General features: G+C 70.0%; 22 protein-coding genes. 6 read left to right on the top strand and 16 right to left on the bottom strand.

Annotated elements, in window-relative coordinates; translation table 11 throughout:
• The first annotated feature begins 101 nt into the window (after positions 1–101).
• Positions 102–2414 (top strand): tetratricopeptide repeat protein, encoded by a 2313-nt coding sequence (locus tag SLUN_RS11740; RefSeq protein WP_159100224.1) that lies wholly within the window; start codon positions 102–104, stop codon positions 2412–2414.
• Positions 2415–3403: 989 nt separating this feature from the next.
• Here SLUN_RS11740 and SLUN_RS11735 read toward each other — a convergent pair.
• From SLUN_RS11735 to SLUN_RS11700, 8 genes are all read right to left on the bottom strand, one after another.
• Complete coding sequence (locus SLUN_RS11735; RefSeq protein ID WP_108148437.1) at positions 3404–3619, bottom strand: hypothetical protein; 216 nt, start codon at positions 3617–3619, stop codon at positions 3404–3406.
• A gap of 228 nt (positions 3620–3847) precedes the next feature.
• Positions 3848–4264 (bottom strand): hypothetical protein, encoded by a 417-nt coding sequence (locus SLUN_RS11730; protein ID WP_108148436.1) that lies wholly within the window; start codon positions 4262–4264, stop codon positions 3848–3850.
• Between the two features lie 34 nt (positions 4265–4298).
• Positions 4299–4769, bottom strand: coding sequence for a protease inhibitor I42 family protein (locus tag SLUN_RS11725; protein ID WP_108148435.1), 471 nt, complete (start codon positions 4767–4769; stop codon positions 4299–4301).
• 13 nt (positions 4770–4782) lie between these two features.
• The gene (locus tag SLUN_RS11720) at positions 4783–6354 is read right to left on the bottom strand and encodes a peptidoglycan-binding protein (RefSeq protein WP_108148434.1); all 1572 of its coding nucleotides are present in this window, start codon (positions 6352–6354) and stop codon (positions 4783–4785) included.
• A 14-nt stretch (positions 6355–6368) separates the two neighbouring features.
• The gene (locus SLUN_RS11715) at positions 6369–6752 is read right to left on the bottom strand and encodes a hypothetical protein (protein ID WP_108148433.1); all 384 of its coding nucleotides are present in this window, start codon (positions 6750–6752) and stop codon (positions 6369–6371) included.
• 466 nt (positions 6753–7218) lie between these two features.
• Positions 7219–8919 carry a CV39L family lectin gene (locus tag SLUN_RS11710; RefSeq protein ID WP_108148432.1) on the bottom strand — a complete coding sequence of 567 codons (1701 nt, stop codon included), beginning with the start codon at positions 8917–8919 and terminating at the stop codon, positions 7219–7221.
• A gap of 611 nt (positions 8920–9530) precedes the next feature.
• A complete protein-coding gene (locus tag SLUN_RS11705; RefSeq protein WP_257153707.1) occupies positions 9531–10994 on the bottom strand; it encodes an MFS transporter in 1464 nt (487 codons plus the stop codon).
• 259 nt (positions 10995–11253) lie between these two features.
• On the bottom strand, positions 11254–11994 hold the full coding sequence (locus tag SLUN_RS11700) for an SDR family NAD(P)-dependent oxidoreductase (RefSeq protein ID WP_108148430.1): 741 nt from the start codon (positions 11992–11994) through the stop codon (positions 11254–11256).
• A gap of 195 nt (positions 11995–12189) precedes the next feature.
• Here SLUN_RS11700 and SLUN_RS11695 point away from each other — a divergent pair, with 195 nt between their 5' ends.
• On the top strand, positions 12190–12444 hold the full coding sequence (locus tag SLUN_RS11695; RefSeq protein WP_170146569.1) for a LapA family protein: 255 nt from the start codon (positions 12190–12192) through the stop codon (positions 12442–12444).
• An 89-nt stretch (positions 12445–12533) separates the two neighbouring features.
• On the opposite strand, the gene SLUN_RS11690 is transcribed toward SLUN_RS11695, so the two are convergent.
• Positions 12534–13235, bottom strand: coding sequence for an alpha/beta fold hydrolase (locus SLUN_RS11690; RefSeq protein ID WP_108148429.1), 702 nt, complete (start codon positions 13233–13235; stop codon positions 12534–12536).
• Positions 13236–13425: 190 nt separating this feature from the next.
• On the opposite strand from SLUN_RS11690, the gene SLUN_RS11685 reads away from it, so the two are divergent.
• On the top strand, positions 13426–14580 hold the full coding sequence (locus SLUN_RS11685; RefSeq protein ID WP_371413908.1) for a serine hydrolase domain-containing protein: 1155 nt from the start codon (positions 13426–13428) through the stop codon (positions 14578–14580).
• Between the two features lie 134 nt (positions 14581–14714).
• Positions 14715–14969 carry a DUF2277 domain-containing protein gene (locus SLUN_RS11680; RefSeq protein WP_108148427.1) on the top strand — a complete coding sequence of 85 codons (255 nt, stop codon included), beginning with the start codon at positions 14715–14717 and terminating at the stop codon, positions 14967–14969.
• Here SLUN_RS11680 and SLUN_RS11675 read toward each other — a convergent pair.
• The 5 genes from SLUN_RS11675 to SLUN_RS11655 form a co-directional block, all read right to left on the bottom strand.
• Positions 14929–15591 (bottom strand): DedA family protein, encoded by a 663-nt coding sequence (locus SLUN_RS11675; protein ID WP_108148426.1) that lies wholly within the window; start codon positions 15589–15591, stop codon positions 14929–14931. The genes SLUN_RS11680 and SLUN_RS11675 overlap by 41 nt on opposite strands.
• Before the next feature lie 304 nt (positions 15592–15895).
• Complete coding sequence (locus tag SLUN_RS11670) at positions 15896–16381, bottom strand: DoxX family protein (protein ID WP_108148425.1); 486 nt, start codon at positions 16379–16381, stop codon at positions 15896–15898.
• Positions 16382–16442: 61 nt separating this feature from the next.
• Positions 16443–18491, bottom strand: a complete 2049-nt coding sequence (locus SLUN_RS11665) for an FAD/NAD(P)-binding protein (protein ID WP_254710193.1) — start codon at positions 18489–18491, stop codon at positions 16443–16445.
• Between the two features lie 95 nt (positions 18492–18586).
• A complete protein-coding gene (locus SLUN_RS11660) occupies positions 18587–20284 on the bottom strand; it encodes an alkaline phosphatase D family protein (protein ID WP_108148424.1) in 1698 nt (565 codons plus the stop codon).
• A 112-nt stretch (positions 20285–20396) separates the two neighbouring features.
• Complete coding sequence (locus tag SLUN_RS11655; protein ID WP_108148423.1) at positions 20397–21050, bottom strand: HNH endonuclease family protein; 654 nt, start codon at positions 21048–21050, stop codon at positions 20397–20399.
• Positions 21051–21216: 166 nt separating this feature from the next.
• On the opposite strand from SLUN_RS11655, the gene SLUN_RS11650 reads away from it, so the two are divergent.
• Positions 21217–21957, top strand: a complete 741-nt coding sequence (locus SLUN_RS11650; protein ID WP_108148422.1) for an ABC transporter permease — start codon at positions 21217–21219, stop codon at positions 21955–21957.
• A 237-nt stretch (positions 21958–22194) separates the two neighbouring features.
• Positions 22195–22776: a TMEM165/GDT1 family protein gene (locus SLUN_RS11645; RefSeq protein WP_108148421.1), complete on the top strand. Its 582-nt coding sequence runs from the start codon at positions 22195–22197 to the stop codon at positions 22774–22776.
• 46 nt (positions 22777–22822) lie between these two features.
• On the opposite strand, the gene SLUN_RS11640 is transcribed toward SLUN_RS11645, so the two are convergent.
• Complete coding sequence (locus SLUN_RS11640; protein WP_108148420.1) at positions 22823–23500, bottom strand: HAD-IA family hydrolase; 678 nt, start codon at positions 23498–23500, stop codon at positions 22823–22825.
• A gap of 163 nt (positions 23501–23663) precedes the next feature.
• The gene (locus SLUN_RS11635; protein ID WP_108148419.1) at positions 23664–24662 is read right to left on the bottom strand and encodes a peptidoglycan-binding domain-containing protein; all 999 of its coding nucleotides are present in this window, start codon (positions 24660–24662) and stop codon (positions 23664–23666) included.
• Positions 24663–24835 lie beyond the last annotated feature (173 nt).

Genomic DNA, 24835 nt, shown 5'->3' with positions numbered 1-24835 from the left:
CGGTGCCGGGGCCGTCGGTGCAGTGGCCGGTGTGGGTGGGGAGTGTGCCGCGGCTGGCGGCGGCATTCCAACCGCGCACAGAGGTGCGGAAGAAGGCCGAGGTGGCACGTTCCGGGGACAGTGAGGTGGTGCTGTCGGGGCCCGGTGGGGTGGGCAAGAGCCAGCTCGCAGCGTCCCTGGCGCGGGACCTGCGAGACCGGGAACGTTCCGGCGAGGCGGGTCTGGATGTTCTGGTGTGGGCCAAGGCCACCGACCCCGACCAGGTCATCACCGTCTACGCGGAAGCAGCCGAACAGCTGCAGCTTCCCGGGGTCTCTTCGGGCGACAGCGCTACGGCGGCGCAGGTCTTTTTGAAGTGGCTTGAGACGACGGGGCGGCCGTGGCTGGTGGTGCTGGACGACATCACCGACCCGGAGGCCATCGAAGGGTGGTGGCCGGACGGTGGTGCCGGCAACGGCTGGGTCCTGGCCACCACCCGGCGCGACGACGCCCAGCTGAGCGGTCAGGGACGCGCCCTCATCCGACTCGGCCTCTACACGACGGAGGAGGCCCGTGCCTATCTCCGGCGTCGTCTCACCGACGCCGGCCATCCCCACCTCCACGACCCTGACAAGGCGGACGAACTCGCCGAGGAACTCGCTCACCTCCCGCTCGCACTCGGCCACGCTGCCGCCTACCTCATCAACAAGCGCCGCACGATGACTGCCTACCTCACGCTGCTACGCGACACCCGCAGCAGACTGGGCGATCTCCTCCCGCCCAACGCGGACACCGAAGGCTACGGACGGGCCGTCACCACCGCCCTGATCTCCCTTGATGCCGTCGCCGAAGCCGACAGCTCCCGCCTCGCCCAGCCCCTGCTGCACCTCGCCTCCCTCATGGACCCCGTCGGCCACCCCGCCGCCCTGTGGACCACACCCCCCGCACTCCGTCACCTGAGCACCACCCGCCCCCCGCAACGCCGCTGGCTGCGCCAGTACCACCCTCCGGTCAGTGAGGAGGAGGTCCGCAGCGCACTGGAATGCCTGCGCACCTACGCTCTCATCGCCCAGGACACCGACACTGCACCCATCCGCATGCACGCACTAACCGCCCGCGCTGTCCGCGAGACCATCCCAGCCGACACCCTGTCGGCCGTCGCCCGCACCGCTGCAGACGCGATCTTCAGTCTCTGGCCGGTCCTCGACCACGAGGACCGGGAACTGTCTGCAGCCCTGCGTGCCAACACCATCCACCTAGAACAGTGCACCCACCCAGTCCTGTGGCAGCCCACGACTCACCCGTGCATCTCCCAAGTCAGCAGCAGCCTCACAGATGCCGGCCTGTACCAACAGGCGATCGAGTACGACCAGAGAGCCCTTCGGCGCAGCAACGACATACACGGCCCCGACCATCCCGCCACCCTTGACGCCCGCATCAACCTCGCCGTCTCCTACAGCGACGCCGGGCGGGTGCAGGAGGCCCTCGACCTGGGCGAGCGGGTGCTGGCCGATTCTGAGCGGATCCTGGGCGCCGATCATGCCGCCACCCTTGACGCCCGCAGCAACCTCGCCGTCTCCTACGGCGATGCCGGGCGGGTGCAGGAGGCCCTCGACCTGGGCGAGCGGGTGCTGGCCGACCGAGAGCGGATCGTGGGCGCCGATCATCCCGACACCCTCAGCGCGCGCAACAACCTCGCCAACTCCTACGGCGATGCCGGGCGGGTGCAGGAGGCCCTCGACCTGGGCGAGCGGGTGCTGGCCGACCGAGAGCGGATCCTGGGCGCCGATCATCCCGACACCCTCAGGGCCCGCAACAACCTCGCCAACTCCTACGGCGATGCCGGGCGGGTGCAGGAGGCCCTCGACCTGCGCGAGCGGGTGCTGGCCGACCGAGAGCGGATCCTGGGCGCCGATCATCCCGACACCCTTGACGCCCGCAGCAACCTCGCCAACTCCTACGGCGATGCCGGGCGGGTGCAGGAGGCCCTCGACCTGCGCGAGCGGGTGCTGGCCGACCGAGAGCGGATCCTGGGCGCCGATCATCCCGACACCCTCAGCGCCCGCAGCAACCTCGCCAACTCCTACGGCGATGCCGGGCGGGTGCAGGAGGCCCTCGACCTGCGCGAGCGGGTGCTGGCCGACTATGAGCGGATCCTGGGCCCCGACCATCCCGACACCCTCAGAGCCCGCAACAACCTCGCCGTCTCCTACGGCGATGCCGGGCGGGTGCAGGAGGCCCTCGACCTGGGCGAGCGGGTGCTGGCCGACTCTGAGCGGATCCTGGGCCCCGACCATCCCGACACCCTCAGAGCCCGCAACAACCTCGCCACCTACGACGACGCCGCAACAGCGGTACAGCAACCAAATACAGCAACCCCAACAACCGCCCCGGACCTTCTGCCCTCGTCAGCCCCTCCCACGCAACCGCTATGACCCCTACCGGGTCTCTATAGACCTACGGATCAGAAGGCCTCTGACATCCACGGCTGACATCATCAACGACGCCCGACAGTAGCGACCTTGAGCAGTCCGGAACGGCACCAGTCCCCACGGCAGGAGGCCCCAGAGAGAGGCAGGCCGGCCGAACTTACAAGGCAGGTGTCGGCGGGGCCGCGTGCCAGATCCGTGCCAGATCGAGCAGGCAACTACGGTCAGTCGGGGTATGAGGCGGTGCAGGCAAGCGCCCTCAGGCTCAGCGCTGTCGTACGCCTGTTGACCAGCCAAGACCGGCCCGTGATCATCCACGCCAGGCTTACAAAGCAGACGTCGGCGGTTCGAAACCGTCCCCGCCCACTGTGGTAACTAGCAGGTGAGAGCCTGTTTCGGCCCCTCGGTCCAGTCCGGATCGAGGGGCCGTTTCCATGATCGAGGCCACATGGGGGCCACATCCCCACAGGATCGCTACCGCCCATCACTCAAAAGGGGGAGTTGCGTTCCGCTTACTGGCAGGAGAGTGCGCGCATGGACGGCGCAGGTGTGTCTCCCCGCACGCGCCTGACACCGCCGTCCGCGTCCTGTGACGTGAGGCGGGGAGGCCTGCGTCACGGGCGAAGGCCCCCGTACATCTCGGCGGGGGCCTTCGTGGCTACACGGTAAACCGCCCCGCCCCCAGTCGAGGACGGGGCGGGACGCCTTGACCGAGTCATGGCGTCTAACGGTGCAAACGGGTGGACACGCGCACGCCCCATGCGCCGCCAAGAAGCTGCTCCCAACAGGGGGCAGCAGCTCAGGAGTCTGCGCAGTGCAAGAGTCGCCAATGTGCCTGACCAGGTACTGACACACCGTCATGAGACAGGCCCGTCCGTCGCGACCAGGCCCAAGTTCCTTGGGATGGGAGAGCCCCGGCCTGCCCACGCGGGGGACGCCGACAGACCGGGGCCCTGGAACCCGCCGGCGGCCGGACCAATGCCACCAGCGGGGGTCTAACGGGTGCGCTGCCACACGGGCTCAAGGGCGCGTATCGCATCGCGCCGGTCCCGCACGCGGGCGAAGAACTTGGCCGGGTCATCCTCGAAGGCGGCCACCAGCTCCAGGTGCAGCTGCAGCGCGTCCTCGGAGATTTCGTATCCGCAGGCGCCGCACCGGTACCAGTCGGACCCCAGCGGGGCGAGGCGGGCGGCGCACTGCGGACACTTCACGGGACCTCTATCCGCCTATCCGGGCTGGCTGTTGCCGCAGGCGTAGCAGATGTACCAGCCGTCCTGCGTCTTTGGGTGTGGCCGCAGGACACGGCTTTGAGATGTTTGACCGAGCACCACAAGCAACCAAATCGCCTCGACCACCCCACAGTTGACGATCAGCGACGACACGTCATCCCAACCGAAACGGCGAGGCCAGTGCCTCTCGGCCAGCGCCTCTCGTTTGGATCAGGCCGGGCCGGGCCCCGCCGTCGCGGCCCGGCTGCCGCGGCGCAGGCCGATGAGCTCGGCGACCGTGTCCAGCCAGCGTGCGGCGCGCGCCTCGTCGTCCGGTGTGCCGGCGACCTGCGCGGCGGTCTCCAGCCAGTCCCGCAGGCATGCGGACGCGGCACCCGACGGCAGGGGCTCGGCCAGCCCGGCCGCGTACGCGAGGCCGCCGGCCCTGACGATCTTCGCGACGTACGCCACCGAGCGCGGCAGCACTCCGAGCCGGTCGAGGGTGACGGCGGCGGCGATCGCGCCGTCCCCGAAAAGCGCGGTCCTGAAGGTGTCGTGGCCGAGGCCGTGGCGCAGCAGCACCCCGATGTCGGTGGTGGCGAGCACCTCGTGGTCGGTGCGCGGGGAGCGGTCGTGGGTTATAGCCATGCCATTCCGTTCCGTCGTTCAGTTCCGGTCCAGGTCAGCGGACGGTGATGGTGTAGACGTAGTAGGCGACCTCGTCGTCCGACTTCGTCGGGGCCGCCGTGGTCGTGGCCGTCGGGACCGGGCTCGCGCTCACCTCCGCGGCGCTCCCGCACAGGCCGTGCGGGCAGAACAGCAGTTTCACCGTCGTCCTGCCGGCCGCGTGCGCCGCGAAGTCGAAGAACTGGGCGCCGTCACCGCTGCCGATGAGGTCTTCGTCACCCCCTTCTTCCTCCTCGCGCCTGCCCTGGTACGTGACGACGCCCTTGTCAGGGTGCGGGCTCGCCAAGTACCAGTTCTGGCCGAGGGCGGGGTTGGCCGGGACCTCGAGCGTGAACGTGTCGCCCTTGTCGACGGAGACGCTCCGCTCGCCCGGCCCGAAGGCGGCGGGCCCGGTGGAGTCGCCGCAGCCGGAAAGGGTGACCAGAGCGGCGGCCGAAGCGGCCGCCGTACGCACAATGTTTCGCATTTGCATGGTGAGTTCAGTCCTGCTGGAGGTAGACGCGGTTGACGTCGCCCTTGTGGGCCTTGGAGTAACGGTCGTCGGCGGCGGCCTCGAGATCACCGTTGATGAAATCGTCCTCGCTGATCCAGGACGTGGTACCCCACGGGTTGTAGACCTGCAGCTTGCCGTCCTCCTGCCCGATGATCATCAGGCTGTGGCCGTGGCGGTTGCCGTCCTCGTCGACGCGCGTGATGTTGATGGGCACGGGCTTGCCCTCGCCGACGGACTTCTCGATGTCGGGCAGGACGCCGCGCCGGTCGTCGGCGCTGTCCATCTCCTTCGTGTCGTACTGGTCGCCGGTGTGCGGGCCGAGTTCCTTGTTGGAGATCTCCTCCTGCCCGTCGGAGTCCATGCCGGCCGGGTGGCGGTCCCACCACCAGCCGTCGTACTCGCCGTCGCCCTCGTCGTTCATCCGGAACTGCTCGTCGTGCAGGCGCTTGCGGAAGTGGTCGGGGTCGTCGTCGGTGCCGTCGGGGCCGCCGGTGAGTTCGAGGGCGTACACCGGGTCGACGAGGGCGCGGGCGGTGACCGTCGAGGACGGGACGCAGGTCTCGTTGTCCTGGTCCCAGAGTTCGCCACCGAAATCCTGCTGCTCCTTGCCGCGGGAGACGGAATCCGTGGTGATCGGCGCCAGGTGCTCCTGGAGCCACATCGAGTCCTTGCCGTGGATCTTCCCTCCGAACTCCTCGACCTCGCCGACGTCGTAGCCCGAGGCGAGGGCCTTCATGAGGTACGCCTTCTCCTGCGGGCTCGACGCGTTCGCCAACAGCCGTTCCATACGGGCCCGTTCGGCGGGCGAGAGGTTCTCCATGGCGCGGCCGGAGCGTTCGAGGTCGTTGGCGCTGAGGATCTCGTTCAGTTCGGCGTCGCCGCCGACGTTGCTGGTGTCGGCGAGGGCGAGGCGGTCGGCGGCGGTCAACTCGTCGGTGTCCATCTGGCCGGCGCGGGCCTCGGCGGCGAACTTGTTGAGGTCGCGGGCCGCGACGCGGGCGGCGTCGTCGGCGTCGGCGGCCGCCGTGTGCAGGTCGTCGACGCCGTGGGAGGCCAGCGAGCGGGCCCGCAGACGGAGGCCCTCCTCGTCGTCGTCCTCGTGCCAGTCGTCGAAGAAGCCGTCCTTGCCGCCGAGCATGGTGCGGACGTTGCGCAGCTTGCCGCGGCCGGTGCCGTCCTTGGTCTGCGCGGTCTCCAGCGCGTCGGACAGCGCGATCAGTGCCTTGCCGCCGCCCTGGAACGCCTCGATCATCTGCTGGGCGTCGCGGGAGGCGGCGCCCACCACGTCGGAGGCGAGGACACTCGTGTCGCCGACCCAGACCTGCGGAAGACCCTTGCGGGCGATCTTGTCGATCCGGTCGCTCACCGCGTCGGCCTTGTCGGTCTGGCCGGTGTAGCGCTTACCCAGGGCCTCGATCACCTTCGGGTCGCCGACCGGTGCCGAGACGCCGAGGGCGTCCTCGATTGCGTCGATCAGGTCGTTCTTGCTGCCGGCCGAGGAGATGCGCCCGCGCAGGCCGTCGAGTTTCTGCCTGCGGTCGTTCGTGGATTCCGTCATGGACGCGGGCCCCGTCAGTAGGCGGCCAGCGCGGACGGGCGCTGGGCGTGGGCCGGCATCGTGCTGACGCCCGCGTCGGCCGCCGAGCCGACGGAGACGGCGTGGGCTCCCGTACGGACGTCGATGTCGGAACCGCGGTACGCGTGGCTGGAGAGGCGGACCTTGTCCGCGAGTTCGTGCAGGGCCGCTTCGAGGACCTTGGTCTCGGCCTCCCAGGCGGCCGCGAACGCGTTGAACGCGGGCCCGGTGTCGGAGCCGCCGAGGGCGTCCTGCGTGTAGCACATCGTGCTGGCGACGGCCTTGCGGATCTTGCCCACGTCGTCGCCGGAACCGTCCAGTTCGCCGGCCTGGCCCGACATGCCCTTGCGCCCGACCTGGTAGCCCTCCGCAGAGGTCATGGCCCTTCCCCCGTTTCCCGCGTCCCCGACCCCGACACACCTTCCGGACAGGGAAGTTGGGCCAGGTCACAACCGTCAGGAAGTTAGCAGATGACTGCCATGGACACGCCCGGCACCACAGGTTCCCCACAGGGCTCCCGCGCATGTGCCACCCGGCGACGAGCGTCGCGCCCACCGCAAAAGTGCGACGCCCCGCGACCATCGGGGGACCTGTGCCTGCGCTGCCGTCATGGCGGTGGGGTTTGGGCAACGAGACCGTTCGACCCAGTACATCGCTGTCCTCCACCTCCCGGTCCACCCGGCACGGTGGAGCCGACGCCCGAGGCTGCCGCTGGCGGTGGCCCGCCTCCCGAATCGCTCTGGCACGTCACGCCAGGCACCCCAGGTCCGCAGCGCGATGCCCCGGTCCGGCACGCGGCTGCCGCCGGCCATCGAAGACCAGCGGCAGCCGTCCTTCACGAAGCGGCTATAGCGATGCGGTCACAGCCACATTCGAGGCTTCGTCGGTCGCCTGCACTTGGGCTCCACTGATTTCGGTGAGATTTACCCGGATGCGGTGGGCGAACCTACCCTCGCTGTCACTGGTGAACGAGTCCTCACCCAGTTGGTGGGTGGTCGGCCCGCCTCCGCTGAAGACGTCGTAGCCGAGCTTCACATTCTTTCCGGGCGTGAACCCGAGACCGGAAACCTCGATGAATCGCCCCTCGCCCGACACCGTGATTGCGCGCAGTGTGATCGAGAGACGTGGCATCGGCTCGAGGCTTTCGTTCCAGAATGTGGTCCAGACACGGTTGTCGAGACCGATGACGAAGACGTCCAGTTGTCCGGGGAACCGGGAGACTGCGGCAAGTTGCTGCTTCTGGTGGTCGAACACTGCTCCGCCCGGGAGGGGGAAGAAGTCGGCATTCCAGCCGGTGTTCTCGTTCCAGAATGTGGTCCAGACACGGTTGTCGAATCCGATGACGAAGACGTCCAGTTGTCCGGGGAACCGGGAGACTGCGGCAAGTTGCTGCTTCTGGTGGTCGAACACTGCTCCGCCCGGGAGGGGGAAGAAGTCGGCATTCCAGCCGGTGTTCTCGTTCCAGAATGTGGTCCAGACACGGTTGTCGAATCCGATGACGAAGACGTCCAGTTGTCCGGGGAACCGGGAGACTGCGGCAAGTTGCTGCTTCTGGTGGTCGAACACTGCTCCGCCCGGGAGGGGGAAGAAGTCGGCATTCCAGCCGGTGTTCTCGTTCCAGAATGTGGTCCACACGCGGTTGTCGAATCCGATGACGAAGACGTCCAGTTGTCCGGGGAACCGGGACACTGCGGCAAGTTGCTGCTTCTGGTGGTCGAACACTGCTCCGCCCGGGAGGGGGAAGAAGTCGGCATTCCAGCCGGTGTTCTCGTTCCAGAATGTCGTCCACACGCGGTTGTCGAATCCGATGACGAAGACGTCCAGTTGTCCGGGGAACCGGGACACTGCGGCAAGTTGCTGCTTCTGGTGGTCGAACACTGCTCCGCCCGGGAGGGGGAAGAAGTCGGCATTCCAGCCGGTGTTCTCGTTCCAGAATGTCGTCCACACGCGGTTGTCGAATCCGATGACGAAGACGTCCAGTTGTCCGGGGAACCGGGAGACTGCGGCAAGTTGCTGCTTCTGGTGGTCGAACACTGCTCCGCCCGGGAGGGGGAAGAAGTCGGCATTCCAGCCGGTGTTCTCGTTCCAGAATGTCGTCCACACGCGGTTGTCGAAACCGATGACGAAGACGTCCAGTTGTCCGGGGAACCGGGACACTGCAGCAAGTTGCTGCTTCTCGTGGTCGAACACTGCTCCGCCCGGGAGGGGGAAGAAGTCGGCATTCCAGCCGGTGTTCTCGTTCCAGAACGTTGTCCACACGCGGTTGTCGAAACCGATGACGAAGACGTCCAGTTGTCCGGGGAACCGAGAGACTGCAGCAAGTTGCTGCTTCTCGTGGTCGAACACTGCTCCGCCCGGGAGGGGGAAGAAGTCGGCATTCCAGCCGGTGTTCTCGTTCCAGAACGTTGTCCACACGCGGTTGTCGAAACCGATGACGAAGACGTCCAGTTGTCCAGGGAACCGAGAGACTGCAGTAAGCTGCTGCTTCTGATGGTCGAAGATCGCCCCACCCGGAAGGGGGAAGAAGTCGGCATTCCAGCTGGCCATGAGACCCCTCTCATTCATTGCATGTGGAGCCGAGGTGAAACAGGTGGATGGAATCACGCGACAACTCGGAATTCACCATGGAAGACAGGCAGGTGGAACTCTTTCCAGAGTGGGCGCGTGGGGGAGATCGACAGGTCACTGCTGACGCCTGCGAAGCGAGTGCGGGTATTTCGGCCGCCGCAAAGCAGACCCGACGTTCTCGCTATCGATGCTTGCATGGCCGAACTCCTTCCGCAATTTGGGCCAGGAGAACTGGTGGTGCTTTGCGGGATCTGTCGATCACTCCTGGTCGGGGACGGGGTGGGGGTAGGAGGCCGGATAAGACTGTGTCCTATGTGGTGGGGCGGATGACGCTTGTAGCAGCACAGGGCGGCGGCGAGGCCGAGGAGGGCTAGGTAGCGGGGGGGTTGCCGCCGTCACCGGAGCCGACCTGCTGTGGCGGGTACAGGCAAGTGAGAGGCACACCGGCCTATGGTCGAGCACTCACCCGAGTTGCTTCGGGGCGAAGTGGTCGTGACGGCAGACTCTGACGGCAACGTCAGCAGTCTGGATCGGTCTCGGGCGCCTCCCCGGGTACTCACCATGCCGTGCCAGGCAGGTCCTGGACGCTGTCAGCGGCGACGGGTCTGGTACGACACGGGGGCGGGTGCCGGTCCTTGCGGTGTCGGGCACCGGCTCAGGGCGACGAGGAAGGTCAGCACGACTCCGCCTGCCACGACGAAGAGCGTGGTGCTGATCCCGTCGGCGGTGGCGATTCGAAGGTGTTCACCGGAGAGGCCATCGAGGCCGGCGGTCGCTACCAGGACGAGGATGGCGAGGCCGACAGCTGCGCCCGCGCCTAAGCCGGTGGCGGCAATGCCGGAGGCGATGCCCTGTTCTCGGTCGGAGATTCCGGTGGCGGCGGCGATGAACATGGTGGTGAAGACCACCCCGTCGCCGATGCCGAGCGCCACGAGGCCGGGGATGAGTTCGATGTATGTGCCGTTCGGCGAGATCGCGAGGCCGAGTGCGACCGCACCGAGCGCACCGACGGCGAGGGCTGCGGCCAACGTGCGCCTGAGACCGAAGCGCGTCACGAGCTGGCCTGCGGTTGTCGAACCGGCCACCACCACTGCCGTGGGGATGAGGAAGCCGGCGCCGGTCTGCAAAGCGTCGTAGCCCAGAATCTCCTGGAAGTAAATGGACAGGAAGTAGAGCACGGAGCCGAAGGTCGCCATGAACATGAACGCGATGACGGTGCCGGTGATCAGGTTGGGGTTGGAGAGCAGCCGGGGTGGCATGAGCGGGTCGTAGCTGCGCCGCTCGATGATGACGAAAGCTCCGATCAGCAGTAGGCCCGCCGCTGCGCTCAGCAGGATGCCCGGCGAAAGCCAGCCCAATCCGGGGCCCTGCACGAGGGCGAACACGATGAGTGTGACGCCGAGAGTGACGCTGAGCGCACCGGGTAGGTCGAACGTGCGGCCATTTTCGCGTTCACCGTCCCGGGGGATCAATACGAAGGCAAGCAGCAGCGCAGGGCCGGCCAGGGCGACGATGACGAGGAAGACCGCTTCCCAGCCGAACGCCTGCGTCAGAAGACCGCCCAGCAGCACACCGATGACGAGTCCTGCCGCACCCGACCCTCCCCAGATTCCCAATGCGCGGTTGCGGGCGCGGCCTTCGGCGAAGGTGGTGTTGATGAGTGCCAGGGTGGTGGGGAAGACGAGGGCTCCGCCGAGACCTTGGAATGCTCGGGCGGCGAGGAGCATTCCGGGGCCGGTCGCGAGTCCTCCCGCGAGCGCTGCCCCGGCAAAGAGTGCGAGGCCGGTGGCCAGGATGCGGCGCCGTCCGAGCAGATCGGCGGCACGCCCGCCGAACAGTAGGAAGCCGGCCGAGACTACTGCGTAGGCGCTGATGACCGACTGGAGCGTCTGCGCGGAATAGCCAAGGTCGCGTGCGATGTCGGGGAGTGCCACGACCACGATGTACTGGTCGAGCGAAACGATCAGCATGGCGAAGGACAGGAGCGCCAGCGTCGCTGTCTCACGGTTCCAACCGAGGCTGCCCGGCGCAGATGATGTCTCTATGGGGCGCACGGCAGCACTCCTGATGATCGGTCAAGTCTGCGCTTATGGGCCCGCCGGGAGAGTCCGTCTGATTCGGGGCGAGCGGGCGTGCGGGCGGGCCTCGCCGAGAAGGACGGTTGCCAAGACCCTATACAGCTCGCCCTCGCCAATCCCGTCAACGACCCACGCTCGTCGGACGGCGCTCACGCGCCCCGGTCTTCGAGGCCCTGATGTCGGCTGTTCGGAACCGTCCTGGGCGAGGCGAGGCCGTCATCGGCTCCGGAGCGTGTCACCGGCCGCCGGAGACTCGCAGGACCGTGCCCGTGGTGTACGAGGCGTCGGCCGACAGCAGCCAGGCGACGGCGGCGGCGATCTCGTCCGGCTCGCCGGGCCGCCCGAGCGGGATGTGGGCGGCGGCCTTGGCCGGGCGGTAGGGGTCCCCCATCGCGGCATGCATGTCGGTGTTGATGACACCGGGGGCGACGGCGTTGACCCTGATGCCGTCCGGGCCGAGTTCCTTGGCCAGGCCGACGGTCAGTGCGTCGGTGGCTGCCTTGGTCGCGGCGTAGTGGACGTACTCGCCGGGGCTGCCGAGGGTGGCGGCGGCGGAGGAGATGTTGACGATGGCACCGGAGCCGAGCGCCGCCATGTCCCGGGCGGCTCGTCGGCAGCACAGCAGGTAACCCAGGAGGTTCACATCGACCACCCGTCGCAGGTTCTCGGTGCGGGCATCGACGAGCCTGCCGAGCGGGCCGGTCACTCCGGCGTTGTTGACCAGGCCGGTCACCGGGCCGAGTTCCGTCACGGCGGTGTCGAACAGCCGCTCCACGTCCGCCTCTTCGGAGGTGTCCACCCGCACGGTGACGCAGCGTGCGCCTGCCGCACGCACAGCGGCCGCAACCTCCTCGGCGGCCGCGCGGTTGCTGACGTACCCGAGAGCCAGGTCGTGGCCGTCCGCCGCCAACCGGACGCACGTTGCTGCGCCGATACCTCGGCTGCCGCCTGTGACGATGGTGACCGGACGTGACACGCGCTGCCTCCTGCGATCGCTGGTGAGTGCATCCTTCGACAGCCAGTCGTACCTCCTTCACCAGGGTCCGGGCTAGTTCGCGGCGGTACCGGACTCGGCTTCGGCGCCGAACCAGCCCGGGGAAGGGTGGCCGCCCCACAGGCGGCGACGGCGGCCGATCAGGACTAATTGCCCAGATCATTTGATACTGGAGCCATGGCACGGAAAACGCCTCAGCCGCACGACCCGCCGACCCTGACCGTCAAGGGCCGGGACGTGCGGATACGCACCATCGGGATCGCGGCGCTCGCAGTGCTGGCGATCTGGTTCATCGCCGCGAACACAGCATCGGTAGCCATCAGGCTGTGGGTCCCCACCGTCACACTGCCCCTCTGGGCGGTACTGACCGTGACCCTGGCGGTCGGACTGGTCATGGGCTGGTTCATCGCGCGCCGCCGCGCGAGACGCTGACCCGGCACGCATACCTTGAGGAGAGGGCGAGGCTCAGCCTTGTACACAGCAAGGCGTACGAGTCCGGAATCCTCGTCCTGCGATACGCCTCAGGATTCCACCGCTGACCGGTGCAGGATCTGTGCCAGCTCGTGTGGCTGGGAGAACATCGGCCAGTGGCCGGTGTCCATCTCGACCAGCCGCCAGTGCTTGCTGGTCAGCAGCTCGGCCACGTCGTCGCTCGGCTCGGGGCCGTCGAGGAGGCACTTGATGTACGTCGCCGGGAGCTCGCTGAGCGGGCGGGTCAGCGCGGCGGGCTCGGTGAGCGTGGCGCCCGGGTGGGGCGTCGAGCCGCCCACGATCCGTGAGATCTGCTCGGCGGTGAGACCCTGGCTGTCGTAGTCGGCCGCGGTCAGCGGCGCCCAGAAGCCGTCGTTTCCGGCGACCGTTGCCTCGAATGTCTCCCGGCCCTGCCACCAGGCGGAGGCGAACGACTCGCCGTCGGTGGGAACCCTGGAGTCGACGAACACCACCCGGGCCAGCCGGTCGCCGATCCGCTCGGCGGCCTGACCGACCGGGATGCCCGAGTAGCTGTGGCCGACCAGGACGACGTCGCGCAGATCGTGCCGCTCCACCTCGTCGACGATGTCCTGTACATGGGTCTGCTGCCCGGCCGGCGCGCCCTGCTTGTCGGCGAGGCCGGTCAGCGTCACAGGGTGGGTGCCGTGTCCGGCCGCACGCAACTCCGGCACCACCTCGTCCCACGCCCACGATCCAAGCCACGCGCCTGCTACCAGTACGAATTCAGTCATGGTGGAAACGTAGCGCGGAGGTCCGACAACTCACCTCGGTGTCGCCGTCGCCTCCGCCCCAGCGCCCGGGGAATTCCCCGGCGAGACTATTGGTTGCCTCCCGGTGACTGTTGATGATCACTGGGGAGGGTCAATGGCTGGGTCAACGGCTGGGGCAGCGGCTGGGGCAGCGGCTGGGTCGGTGTCCGAGATCGGTGGGCACGAGATCGGTGTACGGGGGACCGTCGCGGACGGCTTCGAGGACGTACGGGAGGAGTTCGCCGCCGTACTCGCCGAGGGGATCACCGAGTCCGGCGCCCAGCTCGCCGCGTACGTGAACGGGCAGCAGGTCGTCGACCTGTGGACCGGGGGCGGGATGGTGGCCGGCTCACTAACCGGCGTCTACTCCGTTACCAAGGGCGCGTCACATCTCGTCGTCGCGCTGCTCGTCCAGGACGGCGTGCTCGATCTCGACCGCGAAGTCGCCCACTACTGGCCGGAGTTCGCGGCCGAGGGCAAGGAACGGCTCACTCTGCGGGAGCTCATCGGGCACCGTGCCGGGTTGATCGGCGTCGACGGCGGGTTCACCATCGACGAGCTCGCCGACGACCGGGTGCTGGCCGCGCGGCTCGCGGAACAGCGGCCGTACTGGGAGCCGGGTACCGCCTACGGCTACCACGCCTTCGTGATCGGCGCCCTCACCGGCGAGGTCGTGCGGCGGGTCACAGGGCGCTCGATCCAGGAGCTGTTCGAGGAGCGGGTGAGGGCTCCGTACGGGCTCGACTTCCATCTCGGGCTGCCCGAGGCGCTCGAAGCGCGCTACGCGGACGTGCTGCCGATGCGGCCCACGCCGGAGCAGCTCGCCGAGCTCCAGGCCAATGCCCCGGATCCGAACAGCCTGCTGGGGATCGCCTTCGGCTTCAACGCCACCCCGCCCACCGACCTGGTGGAGTTCGCCAACACCCGTGCGGTGCGGGCACTCGGCCAGGCATCGGCAGGCGGGGTCGGGAGCGCGCGAGGGGTCGCGGGGATGTACGCCGCCGCCATCAGCGAGGTGGACGGCAGGGCGCCGTTGCTGAAGGCGGACACGATCGCGGAGTTCTGCCCGCTGTACGCGGTGGGCACCGATGCGGTCACCGGTGAGCAGGACCAGTTCGGCCTCGGCTTCCAGGCGATGGGGGTGCGGTACCGGTTCCTGGGTGCGGACGCCTTCGGTCACAGCGGTGCGGCGGGGGCGCTGGCGTTCGCCGATCCGGGCAGCGGTGTCGCGTACGGCTACGTCCGGCGCCGGTACGCCTACCCGGGCGGCGCCGCCGAGGAGAACGACCGGCTGACGGCGGCGGTCGTACGGGCGGCCACTTCGTAGTCCCCGTCCCCTGTAGGCGCATGTCAGAGGCCCCTCTGCCAACAGGCGGAGGGGCCTCCGGCATGGGCGGCGCCGCTTTCCCCGGCACATCGACTGCCTCGCCCCGAGGCAGTCGCACGGGGCACACTGAACTCATGTGCCGCAGTATCAAGACCCTCCGCCCGCCCGTGCTCCCCGAAGAGGCCACCGAGGAGGACTTCCACGCCGCTGCCCTGCAGTACGTGCGCAAGGTGTCCGGCTTCCGTGCCCCTGCCGCGCACAACCGCGAGGTCTTCGAGCAGGCCGTCGACGAGATCACCGAGGCGACCCGCAAGCTGCTCGAAGGGATCGAGGTGCGCGGGGCCGCCGCTAAGCAGCCGGCTCAGGTGCCGGAACCGGCGTCGGCGTAGCGGCCGGACGCCGCATGACGTACCCGGCCACGGCTCCCGCCGCGAACAGTGCGAGCACGGAGACGGCCGCGCCGACCCAGCTCGCGCCCAGCCACTGGCCGCCGAAGTAGCCGAGGCCCACGCTGTAGCCCGCCCAGGCCACGCCCGCCAGGGCCGACCAGGGCAGGAAGTCCTTCACCTTGCGGTGTGCCGCGCCCGCGCCCAGGGAGACGACCGAGCGGCCGGCAGGGGCGAAGCGGGCGATCACGACGAGCGCGCCGCCGCCGCGGCTGAGGGCCGCTCCGAGACGTTCCTGCGCGGTGGTCAGCTTGCGCGAGCGGGCGATCGCCCGGTCCAGCCGGTCGCCGCCGCGCCAGGCCAGCCGGTAGGCGACGAGGTCGCCGAGCACGGAGGCGGTGGCCGCACACAGGATCAGGACGAGCAGCGAGGGCACCTCGCGCTGCACCTGCGCGGCCGCGACGGAGGCGGTGGCCGTGGTCGAGCCCGCGGCGGCTGCGGTGGCCGCGGTGATCACCAGGACGCCGCTGGGGAGTACGGGCAGGAACACGTCGAGGAGTACGGACAGCGCCACGACGGCGTAGATCCATGGGCTGCCGGTCAGCGACCCAATACTCTCGAGCACCTTTAACTCCCCGGTTCGTAAAGAACGCCGCGACGTCGCAGGGGAGCGGCAGGGGCGGCAGTACAGCTGTACAGCGTACGCCTGGGGTTTACCTCGAGATCGCCAGGGGGTCGCCGATGTTGTACGTCTCACGTCCCCCGGGAAGACGAACGCGAAGACGAACGGGGAGGCGAACGGGGAGACGAACGTCGAGACGAACGGCCGGACGAACGATGAGACTTAACGAAGCCGAAGCGCCCGGTCCCTCGTCCTACGGGGCCGGGCGCTCGCGTGCTTCGGGTGCTTCCGGCGGGGCAGCCCGGGGTCAGACCGCGACGGCCGTGGCCTGCTCCTTGCGCTCCTCGTCCGCCGCCCGGCTCTTGCCGCGCGGGGCGAACACCCGGTCCAGCGCCAGCGCGCCCGGCCCGGTGAAGACCAGCAGCAGGAACGCCCAGCAGTAGAGCACGGATCCCTCGCCGCTGTTCTGCAGCGGGAAGAGCCCCTCGGGCTGGTGGACCGTGAAGTACGCGTACGCCATCGAGCCCGAGGCGACGAACGCGGCGCTGCGGGTGCCGAGGCCGAGCAGCACCAGAACGCCGCCGACCAGCTCGATCACCCCGGCGTACCAGCCGGGCCAGGTGCCGGCCGGGATGGTGCCGCCGCCACCGCCCGCGCCGCCGAGGACGCCGAAGAGCGAGGCGGCGCCCTGGCAGGCGAAGAGCAGGCCGACGACTGTGCGGAACAGGCCGAGCACGTAGGGCTGGGCCTGGTTCAGACGGCTGGGAAGGGTGGGAAGGGGGCGATTGGCCATGGGGGGACTCCTTGCGGTCTGGGGACGTGAACCGACGAGGGAGGCCCTAGGCTAGGCAGACCTAATCAATGCTTGCAAGTTCAACATTAGGTTGGCGGTCGTTCTTCGCCCTGGATTCCGCTTCCGGCCGCGTGCCCGGGTGCCTGCGCGGTGTTCCGAGCGTGCGCAGTGCGGCGCGCGCCACCGCGTCCGCGTCCGCGAGCGTCACCGAGTCGACTCCCGGCCTGGCCCCGGCCGCGGTCACCCAGTGCACGCCCTCGGTGGGCACCCCGATCGCGAAGCGCCGGGGATGCGGACGGCCTTGACGGTTGATCAGACGGTACGGGCGCGGGGTTACGTCCAGCCCTCCGGTTTCGTAACCGTCGATCGAGTGCGGGCGGCACTGGCCCGCCGCCAGCAGCCGGCCGAGCAGCTCGTCACAGGTCCGCCGGAGGTCCGGTTCCGGCAGCCGTGCCTCGATGAGCGTGGTCGCCGTGACGAAGGAGCCGGGGACATCGGGCGATTCGGCGGTGAAGGCTCCCTCCAAGACCCCGTCCGCCATCCCGATCGTCGTGCGCGGGCCGACCACATCCAGGACGCCCGCCTCGATCAGTGCCGTCATCTCCTCGATCCGGCGGCGCGGCGGGCCGATGGAGAGGAACGCGTTCAACGGGGTGTACCAGCGGTCGAGATGATCGCGGCGTGAGGTGCCGGACAGGCCGTCGTGGTCCACGATCTGACGCAGCTCGTTACGGAGGTCGCGCAGTACGTCGAGGGCGGCCTTCAGCGGTCCCGCGACATTGCCGAGTGCGGCCTGGACGGCGTCCCGGCGCAGATGGGCGAGGAGCCAGGCGCGGTGCTCGGCGGGGGAGCCGAAGTTCTCACCGGCGTACGGGCGAGAGATCCGGTCCCAGGACCAGCGGTCCGCGTCCGCGACGCCGAACGCGTCCAGTACGGCGGCCTCTTGGGCGCTGCCGTGCGCTGTGCCGAGGAACCTGTCCCGGAAGGCGTCGTGCCGGAACGCACCGAGCGGCGCGGCGTCTTCGCGATCCGCGAGCAGCGCCTCGTAGTGGACCGTCTCCACCTCCTTGGCAACGAGCGGCCATATCTCCGAAAGGAAGTCCGGCGGATCGCCCTCGGCCGCGCGCTTGCGGAAGACGGCGATCACATCCTGGGTCAGCACGAGCGGTTCGTGCCGTCCGGAGGGCCCCTTGGCGTTGTCGCCGCGTGCCTGGTACGGGACGCCGCGCCGCGACCCCGCGTACAACCGGGGCTCGCGGCCGGAGGGGCGGTAGGCGAGCGTGCCGCCGTCGGTGCGTACGAAGGTGCCGCCGCGGCCGGTCGTCAACAGGGCCATGTGGTCGAAGAAGTTGAGGCCGAGGCCACGCAGCAGAACCGGTTCTCCAGGGGCGACGGCCGAGAGGTCGAGATCCGCGGGGCTGGCGGGCGCGAAGTAGTGCAGGCGCGGGTGGCGGGCTGCGTACTCGGCGAGATGCGCCTGCGTCTGGCGGGAGATCACCGGGAGATGGCCCTGCGCGAGGATCACCGCGCTGAGCCCGGCGAGGATGGTCCCGTCATCGAGGGTGAGGGTCTGCCGGGGCGCGGCAGGACCGTCGGGCGACGCTTCCGCCACCCCGTCGTGCGCCTCCGGCGGCAGCTCGTCCTCCAGGCGCACCGCACGCGCCCCGTGGACCTCCACCCGCACCGTCTCCGGTGCGCCGGTGACCGTCTCGCGGAACGCCCACTCCAGGTAGCGGCCGTAACAGGCCCGCGTCGGGTAGTCGTCCGGGCCGAGGGCCTCGCCGGTGTGGGCGGCCGCCCACTCGTACAGGCTCGGACCCGGGCGTACCGGCCCCTCGCACTCCACGCTGTCGTCCGTGAACAGGGTCACCTGCGAAGCCACCGTGTTCATCAGCAGCTCGGCGGGCTGGTCCGTACGCCAGACGCAGCCGGCGCCCGGCGGTGCGGGGTCAACGAGGTGAACCGTGAGCCGGGCCCCCGGGGCCAGCTCGGGGGCCGAGGCGCAGAGTCTTTCCAGTACGGAGGTACCGCGGGGCCCTGCGCCGACGACCGCGACGGCGCGGGCACGGGCGGGCGGAACTGCGGACAGTACGTCGCGTACGTCGGACAAAGCGGGAACTCCCGGGGCATGTGGGGTGCTTGGAAGCTGAGCGTCCGCCTCATCATGCCGTTGGCGGGCCCGGAGTCGAACCCCTGGGTCGAGGATCACCTTCCGCTGTGTGAAGGATCACGGTCCGCGGTCAGCTCCCGCTCCTCCACCGTCACCAGTCGCGCGCCCGTGCTCCTGCCGTTCCCGGCGGCCCCGGCCACCCGTGCCTGGTCCAGCCTGAGCTCCGCCGAACGCCCGCGCAGCGTCAGCGTCATCAGCTGGTTGCCGAACCACGGACCGCCCGTCCGGTGCCAGCTGACCGGCGGCCTGCCCGCCCGGCCGTGGCGGGCCAGGGCGTGGCCGAGCCGCCGTCCCGCCCGGCTCCAGCCGAAACGGAAGCCGAGCCGGACCACGCGGGGAATGGAGTTGTGCACGGGCGAGCAGGTCAGCTGCAGCACGCGCGCGTCCGGCTGCGCGGCATCCCGCCAGAGCGGCTCCGCCACGTACGCGTGGTGCACATCGCCCGACAGCACACACACGGTCGCCGGGGCTCCCTCCCCGCTCGCCGCCTCCGCGATCAGCTGCGTCAGTTTCCCGAAGGAGTCGGGGAAGGCCGCCCAGTGCTCCAGGTCGGCACGTCTGCGCAGGTCCTCGCCGAAGCGCGCCCATCTCCCGCCGCGCTCGCCCCGGCACAGCGCGGCGTTCCAGCTCTCGGCGTCATGGATCAGCGGCGGCAGCAGCCAGGGCAGCGAGGTGCCGATCAGGAGGTGGTCGTACGATCCGGGCCCCTCCAGCGCCTGGTCGCGCACCCACTGGGCCTCGGCCTCGTCGAGCATCGCCCGCTTCTGCTCGTCCAGGACGCGGGCGGCGCGGGTGTCGACCATCAGCAGCCTGGTCCGGCCGAAGTCGCGGCGGTAGCTCCAGCGGACACAGGCCGGGTCGGAATCGGCCTGGGCGGCGAACTGCCTGAGCCGGTCGGTGCCGTCCGGGGCGGCCCGTACCGCCGCGTACAGCTCGTCCGACTCCAGCGCCGCCGGAGAGAGATTGCCGAGGTGCTGATAGACCCAGTACGACATCAGCCCGCTGAGCACCCGCTCCTGCCACCAGGCGGTCGTCCGCATCTCGGCCAGCCATGACGCGCTGGTGTTCCAGTCGTCGATCACGTCGTGGTCGTCGAAGATCATGGAACTGGGGACGGTGGAGAGCAGCCAGCGGACCTCGGGGTCGAGCCAGGACTCGTCGTAGAGGCGGGTGTACTCCTCGTAGTCCGCGACCTCCGCGCCGGGCGGCTCGCTCAGATCCCGGCGGGCGGCGAGCCATGCCTGCGTCGCCTTGGAGGTCGCGTCCGCGTACACCTGGTCGCCCAGCAGGAGCAGCACATCGGGGCGTGCGGCGGTGGGGTCGGCGGCGAGCTTGGTCGCGAGGGTGTCGAGGGCGTCCGGGCCGACCGGGTCGTGTTCACCGGCGGGGGCGGCCGACCAGCGGCAGGAGCCGAAGGAGACGGTGACGCCGTCGGAGGGCACGTCGGGCGTACGGATCGTGCTCGCCGGGAACGTGGAGCCCTCCAGCGGCCAGACCTGGCGGCCGTCGAGCAGCACGTCGTACGCGGTCGCGGTGCCGGGCGTCAGGCCGGTCACCGGCACCAGCGCGTAGTGGTGGCCGGCGATCTGGAATGTCCGCGAAGCCCCTTGTGCGCCGTCCGCGCACCGGACCTCGGCTGTGCAGGGGCGGTCGGCCTCGATCCAGACGGTCGCGCTCCCGCCGGATTCCCAGTCGACGTACCTCAGCAGTGGTCCCAGCCGCAGCCCGGCCATGTGTGCCCTCCTCTGTCGCCCCGTACCGTACGGAACGACAGGGGAGGTCGGCCAGGTTCCGGCCGTGATCGTGGCCGGACTGTCAGGCCCTGGCCAGCAGTCGTTCAGCTGGTCAGCAGCCGTTGAGGATGCCCTGGAGCGCGCTCTTCTCGGCGGAGTCCACCTTCAGGCCCCAGTAGTACTTCACGTGCACCCACATCCGGGCGTACGTGCAGCGGTACGAGGTGCGCGACGGCAGCCACTCCGCCGGGTCCTGGTCGCCCTTGGACTGGTTCACGTTGTCGGTGACGGCGATCAGCTGCGGACGGGTCAGGTCGTTGGCGAACTGCTGGCGCTTGGACGTGGTCCAGCTGTTCGCGCCGGACTTCCAGGCCTCGGAGAGCGCGACCACGTGGTCGATGTCGAGGTCGGAGGCCAGGGTCCAGGTGGCGCCGTCGTACTCGGAGTACCAACTGCCGCTGACCGCCGCACAGCTGGAGTCCTGCTGGACGTTCGAGCCGTCGCGCTTGAGGACGACCTCGCGGGTGTTGCACGTGCCCGACTGGGTGATCCAGTGCGGGAACAGGTCGCGGCTGTAGCCGGAGGAGGAACCTTCCGCCGCCACGGTCAGCTGGCTGAGGTAGGTGCGGGCGGTGGCGGCGCTGACCGGGGTGGGCGGGGAGGCCTGGGCGGCGGGAGCGGTGGCCAGCAGACCCGTGGTGGCGAGGGCGGCGGTGGCGGCGAGTACGGCTATGCGGCGGGTTTGACGCGCGTAGACACCAGACATGCGAACTCCTTTGATGTGGGGGGAGCTTGGCCGTTCGGGCGTGGCCATGCTCGCGGCGCCAGGTTTCCTTGGGGGGTGCGCCAGGTAACAGGGTGGCGACATGGGCACGTCACATCAAGGGTTCTGACGCCCCGGCACATACCGGACAGCGGCGTAGGGTTGCCGCGTGCTGCTGACGGTCAATGTCACATTTGGGGTCGTACTGGCCGTACTGCTGGCCGTCGCGGCGACCGTGGCCGCCGTCGCTCACCTCGGACGGGCCCGCGAAATCGCCGTCGCCGGCGTACGCGCGGCGGTCCAACTCGGGGCCGTCTCCCTGGTGATCGGGTGGGTGGTCCGCTCCGTATCGCTGCTGCTCGCCTTTCTGCTGCTGATGTACGCCGTGGCTGTATGGACGGCCGGCCGCCGCATCACCGGGAACCGCACCTGGTGGTGGGCGTGGCTGCCGATCGCCGCGGGTGTCGTGCCCGTCGTCGCCGCACTGCTGCTCACCGGCCTGGTGCCGCTGAAGGGCATCGCGCTGATCCCGGTGACCGGCATCCTCATCGGCGGGGCGCTCACGGCGACCGTGCTCGGCGGGCGGCGGGCACTGGACGAGCTGGGGCTGCGGCGGGGAGAGGTGGAGGCGGGGATGGCGCTCGGCCTGCTCGACCGCGACGCGCGGCTCGAGGTGGCGCGCGGCCCCGCGGCCGACGCGCTGCTGCCGGGGCTCGACCAGACCAGGACCGTGGGCCTTGTCACGCTGCCGGGCGCGTTCGTCGGCATGCTGCTGGGCGGGGCCTCACCGGCGCTGGCGGGCGCGGTGCAGCTGTTCGTGCTGGTCGCGCTGATGGCGGTGCAGGCGGTGGCGGTGTCGCTGGTGCTCGAGCTGGTGGCGCGGGGGCGGCTGTACCGGGATCCGGCCTGAGGGGCCCGTCCCGTACCCTGGACGGAGCAGAAGGGGAGTAGCTCTTCGCCGGATTCGTCGACATACTGCTGGGACTCGTTCCGGCCGGCGCCCGGAGGCGGACCTTCCAAGGCCCGCCAGCGAGACCTTCGGCCGCAGTGTCCTGCATGTTCATGTGACGCTGCCGTGCCGGAGCGACCCCTCTTATTGCCAGGTCTCTCGGTACGGGCAGCCCGACCGATTGAGGAACTCCCACCCATGATCAGCTTCACCGTCATGGCGATCACCTTCGGCGTCGTCTTCCTTGCCGAACTCCCCGACAAGACCGCGCTCGCCGGTCTGATGCTCGGGACCCGTTACCGCGCCTCGTACGTCTTCGCGGGCGTCGCGGCCGCCTTCGCCGTTCATGTCGCGCTCGCCATCGCGGCGGGCAGCGTACTGACCCTGCTGCCGCACCGGCTGGTCCAGGCGGTGGTCGGCCTCCTCTTCCTCGCGGGCGCGCTGATGCTGCTCCTGAAGAGGGGCGACGGCGACGCGGACAGCGTCAAGCCCCCGGCGGACCAGTCCTTCTGGAAGGTCTCGGGGGCGGGCTTCATGCTCATCCTGGTCGCGGAGTTCGGCGACCTGACCCAGATCATGACGGCCAACCTCGCGGCGCGCTACGACAACCCGGTCTCGGTGGGGGTCGGGGCGGTGCTGGCGCTGTGGGCGGTGGCGGCGATCGGGATCCTCGGCGGGAGGACGCTGATGCGGTATGTGCCGCTGCGGCTGATCACGAGGGTGGCGGCGGGGCTGATGCTGGTCCTGGCGGGCGTGAGCCTTTACGAGGCGCTTGCGTAGCCGGTGCCCGGGCAGGGGAGCAAGCCCGCTGCGGGCGGCCCGAGGTTCAGGCCCCCCGGCGCGCCACCCGCAGCGCGATCGTGCCGTCCCGCCCCGCGGACACTGTCAGCCCGGTGAGGTCAGGGACATGCACGTCCGGGCCCAGCGCCGCCGCCCGCGGCCCCACGCCCACCACGCGCATACCCGCCGCCCGCGCCGCCTGGATGCCCGCCTCGGAGTCCTCGAATGCCACGCAGTCCGCCGGGTCGAACCCCAGCTCGGCCGCGCCCTTGAGGAAGCCCTCCGGGTCCGGCTTGCTCGCGCCGACGTGCTCCGCGGTGACCCGGATCCGCGGCATCGGGAGACCGGCCGCCGTCATCCGGGCCTGGGCGAGCGCCTCGTCCGCCGACGTCACCAGGGCGTGCGGGAGGCCCGCGACGGCGGCCATGAAGGCGGGCGCGCCCGCGACGGGCACGACGCCGTCCGTGTCCGCGGTCTCCTGGGCGAGCATCACGCGGTTGTCGGCGTAGTTCTGCTCCATGGGGCGGTCCGGCAGGAGCACCGCCATGGTGGCGTATCCCTGACGGCCGTGGACGACCTTCAGCGCCTCGTCCGGGTCCAGGCGGTGCTCGGTCGCCCAGAGGCGCCAGCAGCGCTCCACCACGGCGTCCGAGTTGACGATGGTGCCGTCCATGTCCAGCAGGAGGGCGCGGGCGGTCAGATCGGACGGGGTGACTGCCGGCATCGGCGTACTCCAGGGCGCGGAAGGAGGAGAAGAAGCGGCTCCGCCCGCCGGTCAGGGAGTACGGGCGAAGCCACTTTGTTCCACCACGATACAAAGAGTGGGTGCCCGCGTCCACCCCGGCCTCGTCCCGAGCGACCGACCATGCTCCTCGAGGCGGTCACGGCTACTGCGTCTCCGCCTCCAGCGCCCGCCGCGTCTTCGGGCCGTAGACGCCCGCGGGATCGCCCTTGATGTCCCGGCTGTCCTGGAAGAACCGCACCGAGTCCTCGACGGACCCGTCGTACTCCCCGTCCATCGGGCCCCCGTACAGCAACACCTTGGCCAGCCGCTGCTGGAGCTCCACGACCGCCGGTCCGCTGTCCCCGCTGCGCAGCGTGCCCGACCCCGGCGCCGGTGGCGCCTCGGACACCGAGCCCGTGGCCCGCACGGTCGAGAGCGGGGTCGACGGGTCGGCGGTTGCGGTCGAGCCGGGGGACGTACGGGAGGCGGACTGCTCCGCCGATGCCGTACCGGTCGGCGAGGCCGACGCATCGGCCGTCGCGGATCCGGACCGGTCCGGCGACGCTGTGGGCGCGTCCGGCAGGGCGCTCACGGTCGGCGCGCCGGTCTCCCTGTCCGGCAGCGCCCTCTCGCGCTTGTCGTCCCCGGAGAACAGCCCTCCGGCGAACGCCGCCGTCCCGGCCACCGTCACCGCCGCCGCGACCACCATGAGCCCCTTGTACGGCCTCCGGCGCCGGCTGTGCCGGCTGTGCCGGCTGCGCCGCACCGGGGTGAGGTCGAGAGGGGCGAGTGTGGCCGTCTCGTCGTGCCGCGCCGGATCCACCGCGTGCTGCGCCGGATCCACCGCGTCCGCCAGCGGCAGCGGCACCGTCGCCCCGTCCGGCACCGCCCCCGGCGCCGCACCCGGCACCGTTCCCCGGTCCGGCATGGCTACCCGGCCCCGCGCCGTCCCCCGGTCCGGCGCGGCGCCGCTCTCCGCCACGTTCTGCAGCGTCACATACGGCCGTACGCGCAGCGGATCGAAATCCGCCGCCGCCGCGACCTCCGCCTGCCGTTCTGCCTGTACCGCGTCGGCGACCCGATCCGCACAGACGCAGCCGGGCCCGGCTCTGCCCTCGGCATCGCGCGGCGTACCGCATTCAGGACACAGGTGTCCGGTCATCGCTGGTTCCCTCCCCTTGTGCTGCGAGCGATTATGCAGCGGCCCCTCGCGACGCCGAACGGAGCCCGGCCCTGCGCGCCCACGCTCGGCAGGCCATAACCGGTCACACCCGCCAGGATGGGGACGACAGTGTTCAGAGCGGCTGAGGTGGGCGCGGAACCGAGGAGATCGGC

Origin of the sequence: Streptomyces lunaelactis (assembly GCF_003054555.1) — a bacterium.
Classification (GTDB): Bacteria; Actinomycetota; Actinomycetes; order Streptomycetales; family Streptomycetaceae; genus Streptomyces; species Streptomyces lunaelactis.
This window is presented reverse-complemented; position numbering and strand designations above follow the sequence as displayed.

Coding starts and splice junctions, on each gene's coding strand:
- SLUN_RS11635 (WP_108148419.1), bottom strand. CDS start 24,662: ATGACCGGACACCTGTGTCCTGAATGCGGTACGCCGCGCGATGCCGAG.
- SLUN_RS11660 (WP_108148424.1), bottom strand. CDS start 20,284: ATGGCCGGGCTGCGGCTGGGACCACTGCTGAGGTACGTCGACTGGGAA.
- SLUN_RS11725 (WP_108148435.1), bottom strand. CDS start 4,769: ATGCGAAACATTGTGCGTACGGCGGCCGCTTCGGCCGCCGCTCTGGTC.
- SLUN_RS11655 (WP_108148423.1), bottom strand. CDS start 21,050: ATGTCTGGTGTCTACGCGCGTCAAACCCGCCGCATAGCCGTACTCGCC.
- SLUN_RS11645 (WP_108148421.1), top strand. CDS start 22,195: ATGATCAGCTTCACCGTCATGGCGATCACCTTCGGCGTCGTCTTCCTT.
- SLUN_RS11690 (WP_108148429.1), bottom strand. CDS start 13,235: ATGACTGAATTCGTACTGGTAGCAGGCGCGTGGCTTGGATCGTGGGCG.
- SLUN_RS11715 (WP_108148433.1), bottom strand. CDS start 6,752: ATGACCTCTGCGGAGGGCTACCAGGTCGGGCGCAAGGGCATGTCGGGC.
- SLUN_RS11720 (WP_108148434.1), bottom strand. CDS start 6,354: ATGACGGAATCCACGAACGACCGCAGGCAGAAACTCGACGGCCTGCGC.
- SLUN_RS11670 (WP_108148425.1), bottom strand. CDS start 16,381: ATGGCCAATCGCCCCCTTCCCACCCTTCCCAGCCGTCTGAACCAGGCC.
- SLUN_RS11640 (WP_108148420.1), bottom strand. CDS start 23,500: ATGCCGGCAGTCACCCCGTCCGATCTGACCGCCCGCGCCCTCCTGCTG.
- SLUN_RS11680 (WP_108148427.1), top strand. CDS start 14,715: ATGTGCCGCAGTATCAAGACCCTCCGCCCGCCCGTGCTCCCCGAAGAG.
- SLUN_RS11710 (WP_108148432.1), bottom strand. CDS start 8,919: ATGGCCAGCTGGAATGCCGACTTCTTCCCCCTTCCGGGTGGGGCGATC.
- SLUN_RS11695 (WP_170146569.1), top strand. CDS start 12,190: ATGGCACGGAAAACGCCTCAGCCGCACGACCCGCCGACCCTGACCGTC.
- SLUN_RS11730 (WP_108148436.1), bottom strand. CDS start 4,264: ATGGCTATAACCCACGACCGCTCCCCGCGCACCGACCACGAGGTGCTC.